We start from the raw sequence: 15,082 nt of genomic DNA, 5'->3' as shown, positions 1-15,082 counted from the left end.
ACCTAGTCATCCACTCGAAATTTGTTGCTGCAAATTTCATTATGAGTGGATGACTAAATAAAATTCTATCTCGCTCGGTTTCGTAAAACCGTGACAAAACCTATCATCGGCACTTGCCTTTGGCAACCCATTTCTTACTAAAATTAGCACATTCTTTCAATTTAACCCGCAAAGGGTCAAAAGCAACATTTACATACCCCCATAATGGGTATAAACCTTCGTACTTACTAATATTAATTACCAACCAAGATTCTTAAAACCACTAACTTAGTAAATAAATATAGCGCAAATCGGGTAAATAAGTTGTGTTTACTAAGCCTTTATAGTCAACCAATGCTTTACCCTCCATAAGTCACAACTTACTAAACAAACAAACAAACAAACAAACAAAACTTTAGCGGCATGCATTGGTGCATCCAACACTTGCCGCTATGTTTAAATGCCCGCCTCAGCCATTAAGTCTTCACCGAATACAACCATCTGTCCGGTCTGGCCATTGATATCATGGATCAACTCACCTGTATCAATGAGCTTGTAAGCTTCACAAGTGCCTTCGATGGTCATCTCTGGTTTTTCGCCCATCTTTTTAGGGTTTGGTTTAACGCTTTTAACAGTGGTGTATAGAGAGTGCAACTCTTCATATCGCTCACCTGTTCGAGTGGTCCCTTTCTCTGTCACGTTAAACTGCCCGGGCTTCATCATAAACTTGCGAAGCACACGGGAAATCGCTTTGCGATCCCCACGAACTTTCACCGACCAGGTGAGCTTGTTAAGGCGAACCATGTCATCCATCTCTAAAAAAGAGCCGTCTGTCGATTGCTCTTTAAATGTGATTTCCGGCATAGAGATCTCAACAATCTCATTCATCCACGGGACACCTTCGAGTAGTGCCGTTATACGTCTTGCAATGCGATCAGCTGCCATTACTGTGTCACCTCTTCAAGAAATTGTGCAATTAAGCCATTGTCTACCGACATCTCGTAGACCATGTGCTCATTCGGAGAGTAGCGCCCGTAATCCAAGCAAATAAACCAACGACCAGAGGTGTAGTTCTCAACGGTGTTTTTGCTTGGGTGAATGTATGCTTTGAACTTCGGGATGACTTCTTCTGCTACCAACCCTTGGCCCCAGTTGGTTAAGCGATCAATCACCTGCTTCATAAAGTCAGCAGTGAGCAGCTCCCCCATCAACGGCTGAGAGGTTTCTTCAACCTTACGGGCCATTAGGTCTTCTAAGCCAACATGAGCTATAAAGCGGCCTGTATTACAACGGTTACCGATGATCGAATAACCACCCATTCGGGTACGGCAGATCGTCACCACACCATGCTTATTCAGGAAATTAGCCTGTGTCGTTTTGTTGTTGATCACGTACGAAACATGGCGTGATGTGTATTCACAGTTCACCCCTCTGTTTTGTGGCGATTGATGCCCCTCGATAGAGGCCATGGCCGCAACTAATGCAATGGAAGCAGGTAAGGTCACCTCTTGACCATTACTCTTAGTAACAAACCAAGGATCGATGATCGCTAGCTTGTCTTGCCCTGTGCCTTCTGCACCAAAATTGGCAGCAAATTCCGCCGCTGCCATATCGTTAGTGTTTGGCCCATCTATCACTGGGCGGCAGCGCACATCACGACCAATCAGCGAAAGCTCTTGCCCTAAAGTGACCGAGCTAAAGCCCGGAGCGGCAATAATGGTTGGGGTTTCCGCGCACGATGTAGCGGTTCGAATACCTGTTACGGCACCTGTCGCAGCATCAGTACCACCAATAATGTTTACTTCAGTCGCAGCGTTGTCTGCACCTTCAGCCACAACCGTGACATATAAAATGCACTGGCAATACTTGAGCAGGTACTCAACCACAAGCGGCAGAGAGCCAGAACGATCACCTGTGCTATCAAGCATCAACATGGCATGGGCGTAATCCCATAGTCGTGTTGATTCGTTAAGCGGTAACCCTGCGTTTTTGTTTGTCGCAGTACCGGTTAGGTGAACCACCTGCTGAGCAAGCGGCCCCATACTAACAAGAGGTTCAATGGTATTGACCTCTGCGCCATTCATTTCAAAATCTTGAATCGGAGCTAATGCTGGTTCAGCCATTATTTAGCCTCCTTTTGTGTTTGGGTTTCGATAGCCGGCTTAGTACCTGGCTTACCCACTTTTCCGCTTAACAGCAGGAACTGGGCTTGTGCGAGTGAAAGAGAGATGGTTTTCTCTTCCAACGGATACCAACGGCCATTCAGGCGCAATGGCTTGAGGATTGGGTAATCCTGCGTTTTGCTTTTTGTTTTAGCGATCATCGCCATAGATAAGCTCCGGTTTTTTCTTTCGGTAAAAGTCTTCGGATAAGAAAAAACCCAGCGCAATGTCTGGGTTTCGGTGTAGTGGGTATAAAAAAACTGCTCAGTTAGCAGGCTTTAGTTAGTTGGTGGTGTGGGCCACGGGTTTTCTGTTTGTATTTTCTGCCGAGCGGCTAAGATATGCTTATCTAGTTCGTCCGCTTCGGCGATGGCTTCCGGCGTTTTAATCAAGTCACGTTTGATTTTTGCCTCATCGATGAGCGGGGTAACAACCTGAAAGTAAGCAGCACGACGCGCATCATCAACCTGGTTGTATTCAGCAATGTATTTGTTGCTTTCGTTTGTAACCCAAGCGTCATTGATACGCTCATCGAATTCAGTTTGCGGCTTATCAGGTGTGAAGCCCTTTTTGATGGGGCCAAGTTCAGAAACATCTTCCGATTTCGTGCAGTCAGATTCATCATAAATCGCCTTTCCTCGATGATCTTCGATGTATTCTGAATCAATAGCCTTTCCAGACTCATCAAGAACCGCAACTACAGCAAAGCCTTGCTTTGATGGCAAAGGTTCAGACTCCAAAGCATCTCTCGGTATATGATGAATACCACCACGGTATTCAGCTTTAACAGGGGAAAGAATTTCTTTAGTCTCTTTATCTATTGGATAATAAACTTTCTCTTTCATACTCATCACCTTAAATCACTATTGCCATTGGACGAGCGACGTTTCTAGATATGTTATCCCATGTATACAGTCTCATCGTATTTTGCGTCCCCCCTGCAAGGCTCAACTCACCGCGACTTCCTGATTCAACCAAAGTTGATTTGGCGTTCTCTTTCCGGCCTGTATACTCTTCATATCCAAGTCCATCTGCCCATGCAGCCCCGTTATAACCACCAACTCTGCCTGTATAATAGTTTTTTGACGCATCCTGAACGCTATTAATCGTTCGACCTGGATCAATGCCGCGACCTTGGTCTAACACACGCAAGAATTCGCCACGAATTTCACCCGTATTAATCACATTACCACTTACTAGATGCGGATAGCGGCGGGCTAAACGCCAATAAACAGCAATCGGCAAGTCAACGTTAATCTCCATAACCGCCCACTCTGGCGCAGAATTATCAAGCCATAAAAATGGCATACCTACTTGATCGCCAGTGTATGGAACCCAATAGAACGGCTTGGTGTTATCTGACCAACCTACGTGACGGTTAGCATCTAGTAGTGGTGATTTACCAGCAAGAGATTCAACGTTTGAGTACCACTGCCAATAGCTTAGCTCGTTAGTCACTTGGTCTTTGGTGTAGCAAATTTCGCCAGTTTTATACTTTCGCGTTTCGTCATAAGGCAAAAACTGACTAATAGAAATTAAGTCGGACAAGTCAGTTCCAGCTTGCTGCATGGCTTGAGTGAGGTCATCATCTGTAGCATATTGAGGATGAGGGTCTTGCTTATCTTCATGCTCTTTCACTGCCTTATCCAAATCATCTTTGGTAGCAATTACAATCGTCGGGTCCACAGTAAAGCTGATCACATCTGCATTCGAGGTAAGAAAGCGTAAACGATAGGTGTAACTTTTAGAGCTATTGGGATTGTAGGTTTTGAAATCCCCTTCAACGCGGCGGTACGAATGGATGATGCCCTTATCCGTCACCGCGGCTAGGCCCCAAATCTTGTAACCTGCGTTGTTGATATGATGATCGGCAGTGATATTAATCTGAACAATGAAGCCACCTTCATTCTGATCATCTTCAACCACAGAAGCGGCAAACTTGGCTTGTTCACCATAATCATGAACAAGCTCTGTAACATCGACTGGAGACTTGTCACTAGGTAGTAAACCACCATCAACCACAAGGTGAGTGATTTTTACAGTCTCATTGTTCAACTTAGCATTTTTTTCAGCGTTAATACCTAATGTCGTGATATAACCACGGGTATCCAAGTCATTAAGTTCTGTATCGGTTAATTGCGTCATGTTGCGGCCTGTGAATCGTTTAATACATAAGTTTCTGGGAACACGCCCAATTTTGGTGTTACATAGCCTTCTGAATCTTGGAACGTATAAGGAGCGCTATCACTCAGCACACCCGTCTCGGCGAATACACCAATAAAAGGAGTAACAAAAGCTGAACGAGCAAGCTCTAACGAAACGGTATCGCGCTCGCTCTTGTAGGTGTTTACACGGCTAGACAAGCGGGTTTGTAACTTTTCGCTCAGTTCACCCTTCTCTATTTCTGCACTGACATCCAATGAGTACGCCAATGCACCTTTGGTCACTTGGGAGTTAAAACCTAACGCATCAATCGACGTTCGAAGCCCATAGCGCGTTCCTGCTTTGCTATGTATCTCAAAGGCTTTGTCAGTTGTTGATCGTTGCTGCTCTAACGTATCGCCGGGTTGCCAGTCTTGCACACCTCGCTCACTAGCTAGCAATGAAACAAACTCGTCTGGGCAAAGTAACGGATTCTTGAGGTTTGGGTAAGGAGACTCAAGGTTTTCGAGCACCTTTACCCAAGCGTATTCCAAAGACTCTTCAATAATGGTCCGGTTGGAAGGCTGAACGCTGTTGAATGGTTCATTCTGCTCTGACATCAATCACCACTCCTGTGCAGCGTGGCACTTCATCCCAATCGCAAGCGATATCCTGCGTTGGCTTCACGATGATAGGGCGAACGCCTTGTTCGTAGAACTTGTGGGCAAGTTCATCCGTTTCTACGTCCGTATCCAGCTTAAACTTGCTCTCTGCGAACGCATTAGCAATGGCAGTCCCCTGCTCTTGGGTAAAGTCGTTGTTAGGATCGGCCCCTGTCCTTGCGATAACATGGATGGTGTAATCTTTGAACTTGGGCGCCTTAACCGAAATCTCATCTGACTCTTGCGCAATATCATCACGGTTTAGGTAGGCTTTAACTCTATCGAGTAGTTCTTGAGAAGGCTCACCCGTTGGTGTTTCTCGGCTTAAAATTGCGTTACACACTTTACCCGAGTTAGGCTCGACCATTCTCGGCTGCGCATCTTTAACGGGGTTACTCACAACATCAGTTGGGAACTCATAACGAACCGTTACTACATTCTCTTGAGATTCCATCGTGATCTTCGGGCGTTCATCCAACGTTAACGCATGAAAGCGATACCCCATGCGCGTCCCTGTGGTATGGAATTGAAAAGGTGCCATGTCAAAGCGCATTAGCAAGTCTTCATTTGACTCCATTACGGCCGGCTTAGGAGGATGCACACTGGTATCTTCTTTCACCAGTGTTTGGCGTTTCAACCTATATTGCAGAGCAAGTAAATCAACCATGTCCGATTCAGTTACATACTTACGGAACATCTGCAATGACCAGTAGTTCTTTTCTCTAACATCAGAGATGTATTTCAGCACTATGGACTGAATCACTTGAGCAAGCAGCTCGCTATCGTTTTCTAAACTTTCACGAAGCAACGCAGCTTTTTCTTTATCTTGACCGGCACAATGGTAAACAGCAAAGTCGATATAAGCGTCCAGCGTTTCCTCAAAATCTGGCACTTTAAAAGCTTGTGGGGTTGATGCGGTCATACATTCGTACTCACGTCAAACGGCTCTCCATTCCAACTGCCCCATACCTGCACGCGAAAGCCGTTGCTGTTTGGGGTAGCTTTGCAACGGACTATCACAACATCTTTAATATGGCTATGTGGATTGGTGAGCGCTTCTATAGAAAGGTTTTGGACAATTAAAGCTTCGTAAGGCGTTTGATTTTTACCTAACCGGCTAAGTGCTCGGTTACCCATTTTGCGCCGCTTAACCCGCTCAGTTAATTGCGTAGTCAACACGCGTTTAATTCTGCATCTCAACGCATCAAGGTTAAACACCGTCTTACCTGTTTCTTGGTCGATGCCAATCATGGTTTCGCCTCGCTTGTTGGTCGGCCTTCGTCGTCAATATGGTGGTGCAACTTAACGCTGTAACCATCAACAACCACATCCCCGTTTGTCACATCCATACCGCCTGCAAAGGTCGCAGCACCACCACCTGATCCGCCTGAAACAGCAAATGCACCTTGGTGGTTAAACGATCCGGTACTCACAATACTACCTGTAGAGATCGTGTCCCCAGTTCGGTTGGTGTTGCCAGTGTGTTCTTGGTTACCCTCATGGGTTAAATCGGCTTGAAGCGTTTTCCCACCTGGGTAAACACAAGTCAGTGAGCCTGCATCAAGATCGTAGATCTCTTTCATGCCACCGCCGTAGTCCCTTACCACCTCATTCTCATTGAGTGATGGGAAAGGAAACAGCGTAGAACGAAGCCCCATTAGAGCAACGGCATTGTTAAGGTTGTCACCATCACCAAGGTTGATAAGGATGCACTGCTCGCCGACCGTTGGGCGACGATAATCACGAACGCGCCCCATCGCAGGAACAAAGAAAGGAATGTTCTTAGCATCATTCGAGCTGCTTTTAATATCGACGGTATTTTCATAAGCCGCCTCAACTGTCCCAATGCGGATAATGTTTGCTAGTCGCCGTTCAATATCCTGAAGCTGCTCAATGAATTGCTTGAACTTCTTCTCAAGGCTCAAAAGTCTCCGAATTAAGTTCATAGCTTTCCTCTACAAGCTCTACATAGTCTTCTTCTAGCGGGCCTAGGTAGATTTGCTGACGCATGGTCACAGTGCGAGCAAATACACCCATGCTTGGATCAAACTTACTAGGTAAGTTTGACACCAGTTCTGCATCTTCATGATTAAAGCCATCACCAAAAAATTCATTACAAATCTCTCGCTCAATACGACAGGAGGCATCTAACGCTTCGAGATCAAACTCATGAACTGACGTGGGCACTTCTACCATAATGCGCAGCTCTATACGGTGTTGCGCGCGCTCTTCATGACTTAAATGGTTAAATGGCTCAGATTCACCCACCTGGTAGGTAAACGTTACCTCGGTTAGTTCTTCAGCGGAGCGCTTGTAGATAGTTCCAATCTTAATACCCATCTTTGCTTCAAGATGCTTAACAACGACTTTCACCCACTCACGCGGCTTTCGATAATACTGTTCTGAACTCACGGCTAAAGAACTCCTGAAATTTTCGGTTTATCTCGGGAAGATAGAAATCTAAGATATGCTCAAAATCTTGTGAGATATCCTCTTTCACCAACTCAATATCAGAACGTGCGCGACTCTTACGACGCCACACTAGTAGCTCGCCGCTGTCCATTGGCGAGATAAATGCACCTTCGTAAAAGCGGCTACCCACTCGCACGCCCTGACTATTTTGAACTGGCGTGCCTATGCGGTGTACTGCAATGTCATCAAGGCCGATCCACAGTTTGGATATTCGCCCGTTTTTGTACGTGCGAAAACGAGACTGAAGTGCCTTACTACTGATCTTTAGCTCATAGCCAAGTTCAGCTTTTACCACCGTTCTCAGCCACATATTCGTCGCTCTGGCCGCCCGTTGAACAACTTGCGGTAGCTCTTTTTCGAACGCAGAATATTGCTGAATAAAATCGGCATCAAGCAGTGCGCGGTTAGTATTAGTCAAACTCTGAGTAGCCATTAGATGAACCTTTCACATTGATCACTAGGGTATATTCATTGGTGATTTGGCTAGATTTAGATTGCTTCTCTAGAGGGGCTTCATACACCAGAGCATACGTTTTACCTTCGTATTGCATCGAGCAGCTCTCAGGTACAATCTGGTGAGTTAGCAGGCGGCTAACAATATGATCGCCTTGCTGCTGCTTTTTAACGTATCCCGTCACCTCTATTGGTGAGCCATCACTAGCAAACACCTCTTGAGGCGAGCCAAAGCAATCCGCAATGGATGCCCGAACAAGAGCCCGGGCATTGTCAAAAAGGCTACTCATTTTACGCAACCAGTTGGGTGATTACCTCACCTGTAAGCAACACACCACCATCAATAAACACGCCTACAGGCTGTTCAACTTCACCCGAGGTTGTTGGCTTCGTTTTGGTGAATGCCCCCGCTTCTAAATAAGCGGGTTCACAACCAAAAGATGGCGAGTCACCTTCTTTAATTGGCCCATCGTAAAAGCCTTGATAAGTACAAGTGACCACTTCACCAACTTCGGCTTTAAAACTTGGTACCACAACCAGTGCCCCAACGAGTACAGGCACATCTTTCACAAAGCCGCTTGCCGGAGCCACTACGGCAATTTTTTTACCTTCTGCAATCTGCATAGGAATCTCTCTGAATTTTGTAATGACAAACAAAAAGAGAGCACCTAAGTACTCTCTTCGATTAGAACTTCGAGCAACTAGCTAGCAGCAGCGAACGTGGCTTTCGCAATACCACGTCGATCCAATACCTTGGAGGTGATGTCGTAAGTAATGCGGAATTTCGCGCCGTCACTACTCCAACCATCACCCGTTTCAAGCCAAGGGTCTTGCTGACCATCTAGGAAGCCCATTAACACGGTATCGAAGTCTTTACCCGTCAACGCCATTGCACCATTGATACTGTTAACTCGCGCAGTTTCAACAACCTTGTCAAACTTCTTATAGGCTGGATTGAACTCATCGGGTTTACTTGCCGTATTCAGAACCGCCTCAAGCATCGACGCATGATCTGGACTGGCAACCAGAATCTGACCACGTAGATCCAGTGGGTCTCCTTCTTTCTTGCCATCAAGAGGAATGGTGGTTGCAGTAGCAAAGACTTTATGCAGCGCCATGATCAGTGCCTGATAGTCACCTGCAGTAATACCTGTTTTCAGGTTGCCCCAATTGCCTTGCGCCTTGTCTTTAAAAACATCACCGCCGTCACCCATTTTGCCGCTAAGAACTGCGTTAAACATCAGCTTATCCGCTAAGCGATAACCGGCTTGCATAAACTTACGCGGCACTTTGGAAATTAGGCCGATGTCGTCGTTAATAATGAACTGGCGTGTGAACTTAATCTCACGGCCAAATGTGGCTAGCTGAATACGCTCTCCGCTGCCTTTCAAGATCGCTTCTTTGTACTCACCGTCTTCACCTACATCCATCAGGTCCGGTGCGTCGTTCACCATGGTCAGTTCGGTTTCACGAAAATCTGGCAATTCTTCAACGTTCGCCAGTTCACGCCAAAGTGGCGAGCTTGCTTCGCGCTCATCACGCATGACGGTTCGGATAGACTCGGTAACAATATCGCCAAAGTCTTGAGTATTCATTGCACGGTTGACCAAGTCGTTTTTAGTCATAGCGCTACGAGCATTCACACCTAAGCTTGCTCGCGCCATGTTTAACAGAGACTCGTAACCAAAGCTGTTGTCTTTTTCGAGCTTAGCTACACCACAACGCGCATTGAGTGCGTTTTGCAGCTCATCTTTAACGTGATTACCATTACCTGCATGGACGTGTGTTGGCGTAATGCCGTTCGCTCCGCCATCTGCGCTTTGTTGGCCGATGATATTCATCAAACTTTGTGAAGCATTTTCCATCGTAAAGTTGGGATCGCTTAACACTTGGTTAGTTTGCTCTTCACTCAGGTTGAGCGTGTTACAGAGGTTCCGCAGGTTCTCGCGGTCGTTGTCCATATTGCTAAGAATACGAGCGGAGGCCATTTCAACAGTGCAGTCCATGTCTTCAAGCATGGTGTTCATCAGCTCAGCGTTAACACCGTGTTTATTACACAGTGTACGAATCGCTTGTTGACGTTGGTTCTCTGCCTTTACAGCATTGATTAGTTCATTTGGTTTCGGCATGTCGCTTACCTGTTCAGAAGGTTGGTTTGGTTCTGGTTGAGAGTGTTCGGCAGGTGCCGTGTGGTTAGATAGATCAGGCTCGGTGCTACTCTCTGGCGTACCAAGCGTGATGCGATTTAATAGAGATTCTGGCGCGTTCTTGAACTTGCCAATTTCAGTGGCGTCTTTTTCATTGAAGCAATTAGTCAGATCGACAGGGTCAATGACCTTATCAATCAATCCCCAGTCTAGTGCTTCTTGTGCGGTGAACCATGTTTCTTGAGCCATCGCAGAAAGAACATCTTCAAGAGGCTTACCACTTCGTTCAACGTAGGCACTTGAAACCGTGGCTTTCGCATTTTTTACTTGAGTTAATGCGCTCTCTATCTCGTCTTCTTCGCCCCAAGCACCAATGCTAGGGTTATGAATCATAAACGTTGAGTTTTCTGGCATATGGATTTCATCACAAGCCATCAACATGTAAGTGGCGATAGACGCAGCCAAACCATCAACCACACCGATCGTTTTGCCTTTGTGGGCTTTGATGGCATTGAACATCGCTAAGCCTTCATAGACACTGCCACCGTAGCTTTGAACACGCATCATCAAATCTTTGTCGCCGATTTGCTGAAGCGCTTTCACCAAATCAATCGAATAGATATCCCATCCGCCAATCTCTCCATGAATGTAGAGCTGCGCGGGTTTATCTGAAGCTTCATTTTTTAAGGTGTACCAACTCTTAGTTGGTGCCGTTTGTTTAGGCATTGAAGGTTCCCTCACCTTTGGAGTTGGTTTGAACTTTATCTGCAAGGTTGTGAGCAGGGTCAGAGGTGCTAACGATGCCATCGTTATTCATTTGCTCTCGTTCTGCTTTGATTTCCTTGCGAGTGGAAAGTGGGTTGATATTGCGCTCACGCTGAGAGTGGCTAAGTGAAACCAGACCTAAACGCGTGCCTTTCTCGATGCCTGTCATCTCTTTTGCTGGATCTATCCACGGCATGACTGGCGCTTGATAGATAGCATTAAGCACACTTGCTGGGTCAACACTGTTCGGAATACGCAGCTCACCATTAAATATCGCCATCGTTAACCCTTGGCGATACTGAGGACGGGTCCAATTAAGTACGAACTTACGTTGCAGTACGCGATAGCGACCAAAAGAATCAACCAGCTCTTGTCGTTGCGATGAGTAATTGCCGTCATACTCGCGGGTTACTGAAGAGTTGTTTACCCCTGCGGCGCCACTCACTAAACGTTGCTGACTACTGCGAAACGGTGAACTCATGGCCTCTTTGCGGTTTGATTCAACAATCCCTGCATCTTCACCTCGCCCGAGTTCAAACGAGTTGCCCATGCCTAAGAACATGTCACCACCACGTGAGATATCATCATTGTCAGGTGAATTCACATCTCGCTTAATGTAGTAAGCAAAACGAGAAGCAATTTCTGCACTGACCATTTCAGAAAGATCGTAGCTTTCAATCCGACCAATCAGATCGAGAGCTGAGTGCAGCAATGAGATACCGCGATTTTGGTGAAGACGACGAGTAAACTTGAGGTGGCACATGAACTCTGCGCCCACATCCACAAACTCAAAACCCTTAGCGTTCTTTTGGATTAGGTAGCTTATCGCCTGACCAAGCGCATTGCGTTTAATGCCCTCTATGACTCCACCCTCTTCTTCCGTAATGTGGCGAGGGATATAGTCAGGCTCGAATGGTTGAATAGCAAAAGGCGTTTCACCAGGATAAGTAATATCGCTGTGCTTTCCTAAATACATTCGACCAAATACTTCGCCATCCCGTAACCATGTTCGACAGGCCAGCAGCTCTGTTTCACTTCGGGATGTTTCGGCATCAATGTTTTGGTTAAGCGAATGCTGCTCATGCCAACGAGCAATTTCTTGCGCAAACTCAATATGAACATTGCCTTCACGGTCTAACGGCTGAGGCTCAACCATAATCCCGTTCGGCCCCACCACATTGGCGCACAACTCATCAAGAATTGCAGTCACAAACGGGTTGTTTTCATCCCCGTCTCGCGCTCGCTGGGCAATCGCTTTTGCCCCTTTGTTTAGCTGATTTGGCGCCTCTTTGGAGAATGAACGCTTTTGCTTAGTCTTCGGATCGACTGGAAGTGACGCACGATACTTATTAAGTAACGTGCGGTCATACATCCGCTTTAACCCACGTTCGGGACTAAACACAGCAACGATGCGATCAACCATATTTAATCGACTATTCAAGGTAGTTCCTCCGCACCACACTGCGCCTTTCATTGGCGATCAACTGCTGTAAACGTTGAATCTCACCGCGCACAGTGCCGAGATTAGCAAGAGTCAACTTTTCACCCTCTGCCGTTTCTACCGACTGTTGCATTAAGATCTTTTGTTCAGCAGCTAAGTACCATGCAAGGCGCTCACGATTGGTTGCTATTGGTGTCATCCGTAAATGCCTCTTGAATGGTTGTAACGACGCTTTGGTTTGCGTTCGAATTCAGGTTGAACATCGGCGTCTACCACATTGCTATTAAGTTGCCACTCTGCAGCCCAATGAGGTGGTTTTGACCAGTCGATATCATCACCGCCTAAATAGTGCATGCCTGCTTCTGCGTAAGAACAAAGGTCTGTGGTTTCGTTGGCCGTGTTCGCTGGACACTCCCAATCGCCCTTGTCATTGATAAATTCAGCGGTGAGTTCTTCGTACCACTCTCGGCTTGCCCACTTGGGTAAGTGGAAATAACGAGAGCCAAACTCTAGGCGAGAGTAGCTGGCCGCAACGCGGTTCTTTAATCGGTTGGTGTGAAGCAACAACAGCGGCACTTCACCGTGGGCGATTTTGCTTCGCTTGTCGGGATGGGTCTCTTTTACTAGCTTGTCAATATCCCGGCTTGCTCCCTTAACCACACGGAACAAGTGAGCCAAGTTCTTAGGCTTTAAGCTGTTATAGAACTGATAAGCCTGATCGGTTACCGAGGTTTTTTTGCCGTCTTTGTTTTTGTCACCACTACCACCCGAGTCACATAGCGTAAGAACTGGTTTCATGACACGGCCAGAACCATCGGCTAGCGGGTAGGTCTTCTTAATCACTTGTTCAATGAGTAGTTCCCAGTCCTCTGCATACACTGCCGGGTTCAAACGTTCATTGTTGCGGTTTGGGTTGGTTAAGATCTCGAAACGGTCGATTACCCAACGTTGCAAACCTTCACCATAGACTTTGGCCTGAACCACAAAGCGAGCGTTCTTTTTGCCGCCTTGTACGTCAATACTCATAATGAGAAATCGACCATCTTTAGGAATAACAGCGCGTGGGTAGTCCACCGCTTTTTCCATCAGCTCATGAGCGCCAATATCGTTGCTTTCAGTTTGGAGAATGTAAGGTCTACCGACGTCAACGTTATAGAAGGACATTAACGAATCTTCATCACCACTCGCATCAAACAAGTTCTGAGCCGTCAGGTAACGATAAACTAGGTTTTCCCAACTTTGGTATGTGGCAACCACTCCCTCAAACCAAAAGGAAGCCCATTTGGATTGACGAATTTTGTCTTCATCGGTGACTTCCTCACCATACTGATCAATAGCACCCTCGCGGAACCATCGCGCATCTAACCCTTTTTGCTGTTTTTGCTCTTCTTCAAAAACGTGTTCGCAGCGTGGGCAGCGGCACACTGTGCTTTTGGCTTTATCAAGCGGATCTTGATATTTGTCGTCCCAATATAGAGTTTCAAACAAAGGCATAAACCAAAAGCCACAATCATCGCATTGCCAATAAAAGCGGCGACGATCCCCTTGATTAAATAGCTGCGCGATTCCACCGCAGGGCTGAGCCTCGTGCATACCCAACTGTTCAACGGGAACTGGTGAACGAACAACGCGACCGGGAGAGCTTTCAGCCATTGCCATACCGGAAGACTTAGCGTTTTGAATACGCTTTAGCATTAGCTGGAATTTGCTACCCTCTTGCCCTATTCCATCATCTGCACGGTCGTAGTCCGAACAACCTGCATAACGATAGGTTTCAGCGGAAAGGCTGCTTTCTGTTGCGGAATCTAGCGTTAGATTCATACCATTAATAAAATGCTTAAAGGTCAGAGTATCGTCTGACTTGCGGCCAGTTCTTAGGTTATTGATTTCTTCTGTTGCTAAAAAACAGCGCGCCAGATCCTTTTTGGACATGCTCTCTGCTTTCTTCTTGGTGGAGTAGATTAGCAACATATCACCAGGTGCTTGAGTGACCGTATAGTTTACCCAGCCCTCGACAAGCCCTTTTGTTTTACCGCTACGTGCTGGCCCCATCAAGATAGTCGCTTCATAAATACGCCTAGCTAAACAATCCATTGGTTCGCGCATGTAAGGAACTTGGCTAGACAAGAACTTTGTTACGTCTGTTCCGTCTGAGATCCACAAACCATCATCGGCGGCCTTTACGGGCGTTTTATCTGTTGGGCGACACAAGTGAGCATACTTACGTCGTATCGCAGCTGCATCAGCAAACTGCACACCTAAACGCGGATCAAACGTGTTCAAGCTCATCTGCTACCGCCTTTAAGTCAAAATCTAACAACTTCTCTAAATCCTCTAACTGTTGAGGAGTGACAGTGGTGATGGCCGATTCAATTCGAGTAATCACCTTGTCTTTGAATTTTTTAATGTCTGCAATGCAAGTCGCTATCTCATGCTCATAGTCAACTTTGGCAACACATTCACCTGCAGCTTCCATAAGATTGATTTTTTCCGTTTGAGCTTGAATGTATGCGCGAAACTCTGCGGCGGTTTTAAAGCCCATTAGATCAGGTGCATCAGACTCTTTTCGTGAGGCCTGAACCAAAAAAGGCATCACTTGTACAATGTCATATAGTGGTGTTTGGCCTTTGTAAGCCACTGGTTCTATCCCTGCCGCTTTAAGTTTTTTGCGTATCGTAGAGCGGTGATAACCGAAAACCTCTAGCTCAGTCAGATTCCAGAGGCGCTTTTCATTATTCATAATGACCCCTGAACAGGTTAAATTTGGTTGTCTCGTCTCTCCGAGTGTCACGCCTTTTTCGCCTGAGCTTGACGTTAGCCGTAATGAGGGTATTTCGCCCTTGGCTTGTTTCTTTTTGA

General features: G+C 46.4%; 18 protein-coding genes. All 18 read right to left on the bottom strand.

What is annotated here, in order from left to right:
• Positions 1–435: 435 nt before the first annotated feature.
• The 18 genes from L1D23_RS10640 to L1D23_RS10555 all read right to left on the bottom strand — a co-directional run bounded on the left by L1D23_RS10640 (position 436) and on the right by L1D23_RS10555 (position 14,963).
• On the bottom strand, positions 436–924 hold the full coding sequence (locus L1D23_RS10640; protein ID WP_239866137.1) for a phage major tail tube protein: 489 nt from the start codon (positions 922–924) through the stop codon (positions 436–438).
• Positions 924–2,102 (bottom strand): phage tail protein, encoded by a 1,179-nt coding sequence (locus L1D23_RS10635; RefSeq protein WP_239866136.1) that lies wholly within the window; start codon positions 2,100–2,102, stop codon positions 924–926. Before L1D23_RS10635 ends, L1D23_RS10640 begins: the two co-directional genes overlap by 1 nt.
• The gene (locus L1D23_RS10630; RefSeq protein ID WP_239866134.1) at positions 2,102–2,308 is read right to left on the bottom strand and encodes a hypothetical protein; all 207 of its coding nucleotides are present in this window, start codon (positions 2,306–2,308) and stop codon (positions 2,102–2,104) included. Before L1D23_RS10630 ends, L1D23_RS10635 begins: the two co-directional genes overlap by 1 nt.
• A gap of 111 nt (positions 2,309–2,419) precedes the next feature.
• On the bottom strand, positions 2,420–2,986 hold the full coding sequence (locus L1D23_RS10625) for a hypothetical protein (protein ID WP_239866132.1): 567 nt from the start codon (positions 2,984–2,986) through the stop codon (positions 2,420–2,422).
• 10 nt (positions 2,987–2,996) lie between these two features.
• A complete protein-coding gene (locus tag L1D23_RS10620; protein WP_239866130.1) occupies positions 2,997–4,286 on the bottom strand; it encodes a phage tail protein in 1,290 nt (429 codons plus the stop codon).
• Positions 4,283–4,903 carry a phage tail protein I gene (locus L1D23_RS10615; protein WP_239866128.1) on the bottom strand — a complete coding sequence of 207 codons (621 nt, stop codon included), beginning with the start codon at positions 4,901–4,903 and terminating at the stop codon, positions 4,283–4,285. The genes L1D23_RS10620 and L1D23_RS10615 overlap by 4 nt, the downstream gene beginning before the upstream one ends.
• Positions 4,887–5,867: a baseplate J/gp47 family protein gene (locus L1D23_RS10610; RefSeq protein ID WP_239866126.1), complete on the bottom strand. Its 981-nt coding sequence runs from the start codon at positions 5,865–5,867 to the stop codon at positions 4,887–4,889. Before L1D23_RS10610 ends, L1D23_RS10615 begins: the two co-directional genes overlap by 17 nt.
• The gene (locus L1D23_RS10605) at positions 5,864–6,196 is read right to left on the bottom strand and encodes a phage baseplate protein (RefSeq protein WP_239866124.1); all 333 of its coding nucleotides are present in this window, start codon (positions 6,194–6,196) and stop codon (positions 5,864–5,866) included. The genes L1D23_RS10610 and L1D23_RS10605 overlap by 4 nt, the downstream gene beginning before the upstream one ends.
• Positions 6,193–6,891, bottom strand: a complete 699-nt coding sequence (locus tag L1D23_RS10600; protein WP_239866122.1) for a phage baseplate assembly protein V — start codon at positions 6,889–6,891, stop codon at positions 6,193–6,195. Before L1D23_RS10600 ends, L1D23_RS10605 begins: the two co-directional genes overlap by 4 nt.
• Complete coding sequence (locus L1D23_RS10595) at positions 6,860–7,357, bottom strand: hypothetical protein (RefSeq protein WP_239866120.1); 498 nt, start codon at positions 7,355–7,357, stop codon at positions 6,860–6,862. The genes L1D23_RS10600 and L1D23_RS10595 overlap by 32 nt, the downstream gene beginning before the upstream one ends.
• Positions 7,323–7,850: a phage tail protein gene (locus L1D23_RS10590; protein ID WP_239866118.1), complete on the bottom strand. Its 528-nt coding sequence runs from the start codon at positions 7,848–7,850 to the stop codon at positions 7,323–7,325. Before L1D23_RS10590 ends, L1D23_RS10595 begins: the two co-directional genes overlap by 35 nt.
• Positions 7,828–8,160, bottom strand: a complete 333-nt coding sequence (locus tag L1D23_RS10585) for a hypothetical protein (protein ID WP_239866116.1) — start codon at positions 8,158–8,160, stop codon at positions 7,828–7,830. Before L1D23_RS10585 ends, L1D23_RS10590 begins: the two co-directional genes overlap by 23 nt.
• 1 nt (position 8,161) lies before the next feature.
• Positions 8,162–8,494: a hypothetical protein gene (locus tag L1D23_RS10580; protein WP_239866114.1), complete on the bottom strand. Its 333-nt coding sequence runs from the start codon at positions 8,492–8,494 to the stop codon at positions 8,162–8,164.
• 77 nt (positions 8,495–8,571) lie between these two features.
• Positions 8,572–10,743 (bottom strand): head maturation protease, ClpP-related, encoded by a 2,172-nt coding sequence (locus L1D23_RS10575; protein ID WP_239866112.1) that lies wholly within the window; start codon positions 10,741–10,743, stop codon positions 8,572–8,574.
• Entirely contained in the window at positions 10,736–12,223 is a 1,488-nt protein-coding gene (locus L1D23_RS10570; protein WP_239866110.1) for a phage portal protein, read from the bottom strand. The genes L1D23_RS10575 and L1D23_RS10570 overlap by 8 nt, the downstream gene beginning before the upstream one ends.
• Complete coding sequence (locus L1D23_RS10565) at positions 12,216–12,422, bottom strand: hypothetical protein (RefSeq protein ID WP_038511857.1); 207 nt, start codon at positions 12,420–12,422, stop codon at positions 12,216–12,218. The genes L1D23_RS10570 and L1D23_RS10565 overlap by 8 nt, the downstream gene beginning before the upstream one ends.
• Positions 12,419–14,512 (bottom strand): terminase gpA endonuclease subunit, encoded by a 2,094-nt coding sequence (locus L1D23_RS10560; RefSeq protein ID WP_239866108.1) that lies wholly within the window; start codon positions 14,510–14,512, stop codon positions 12,419–12,421. Before L1D23_RS10560 ends, L1D23_RS10565 begins: the two co-directional genes overlap by 4 nt.
• The gene (locus L1D23_RS10555) at positions 14,493–14,963 is read right to left on the bottom strand and encodes a DUF1441 family protein (protein ID WP_229629126.1); all 471 of its coding nucleotides are present in this window, start codon (positions 14,961–14,963) and stop codon (positions 14,493–14,495) included. Before L1D23_RS10555 ends, L1D23_RS10560 begins: the two co-directional genes overlap by 20 nt.
• Between the last annotated feature and the right edge of the window lie 119 nt (positions 14,964–15,082).

The organism is Vibrio sp. Isolate24 (assembly GCF_022398215.1).
Lineage (GTDB): Bacteria > Pseudomonadota > Gammaproteobacteria > Enterobacterales > Vibrionaceae > Vibrio > Vibrio coralliilyticus_A.
This window is presented reverse-complemented; position numbering and strand designations above follow the sequence as displayed.

Bases quoted from the DNA above. Each gene is read 5' to 3' on its own strand.
- L1D23_RS10640 (WP_239866137.1), bottom strand. From the start codon at position 924: ATGGCAGCTGATCGCATTGCAAGACGTATAACGGCACTACTCGAAGGT.
- L1D23_RS10635 (WP_239866136.1), bottom strand. From the start codon at position 2,102: ATGGCTGAACCAGCATTAGCTCCGATTCAAGATTTTGAAATGAATGGC.
- L1D23_RS10630 (WP_239866134.1), bottom strand. From the start codon at position 2,308: ATGGCGATGATCGCTAAAACAAAAAGCAAAACGCAGGATTACCCAATC.
- L1D23_RS10625 (WP_239866132.1), bottom strand. From the start codon at position 2,986: ATGAAAGAGAAAGTTTATTATCCAATAGATAAAGAGACTAAAGAAATT.
- L1D23_RS10620 (WP_239866130.1), bottom strand. From the start codon at position 4,286: ATGACGCAATTAACCGATACAGAACTTAATGACTTGGATACCCGTGGT.
- L1D23_RS10615 (WP_239866128.1), bottom strand. From the start codon at position 4,903: ATGTCAGAGCAGAATGAACCATTCAACAGCGTTCAGCCTTCCAACCGG.
- L1D23_RS10610 (WP_239866126.1), bottom strand. From the start codon at position 5,867: ATGACCGCATCAACCCCACAAGCTTTTAAAGTGCCAGATTTTGAGGAA.
- L1D23_RS10605 (WP_239866124.1), bottom strand. From the start codon at position 6,196: ATGATTGGCATCGACCAAGAAACAGGTAAGACGGTGTTTAACCTTGAT.
- L1D23_RS10600 (WP_239866122.1), bottom strand. From the start codon at position 6,891: ATGAACTTAATTCGGAGACTTTTGAGCCTTGAGAAGAAGTTCAAGCAA.
- L1D23_RS10590 (WP_239866118.1), bottom strand. From the start codon at position 7,850: ATGGCTACTCAGAGTTTGACTAATACTAACCGCGCACTGCTTGATGCC.
- L1D23_RS10585 (WP_239866116.1), bottom strand. From the start codon at position 8,160: ATGAGTAGCCTTTTTGACAATGCCCGGGCTCTTGTTCGGGCATCCATT.
- L1D23_RS10580 (WP_239866114.1), bottom strand. From the start codon at position 8,494: ATGCAGATTGCAGAAGGTAAAAAAATTGCCGTAGTGGCTCCGGCAAGC.
- L1D23_RS10575 (WP_239866112.1), bottom strand. From the start codon at position 10,743: ATGCCTAAACAAACGGCACCAACTAAGAGTTGGTACACCTTAAAAAAT.
- L1D23_RS10565 (WP_038511857.1), bottom strand. From the start codon at position 12,422: ATGACACCAATAGCAACCAATCGTGAGCGCCTTGCATGGTACTTAGCT.
- L1D23_RS10560 (WP_239866108.1), bottom strand. From the start codon at position 14,512: ATGAGCTTGAACACGTTTGATCCGCGTTTAGGTGTGCAGTTTGCTGAT.
- L1D23_RS10555 (WP_229629126.1), bottom strand. From the start codon at position 14,963: ATGAATAATGAAAAGCGCCTCTGGAATCTGACTGAGCTAGAGGTTTTC.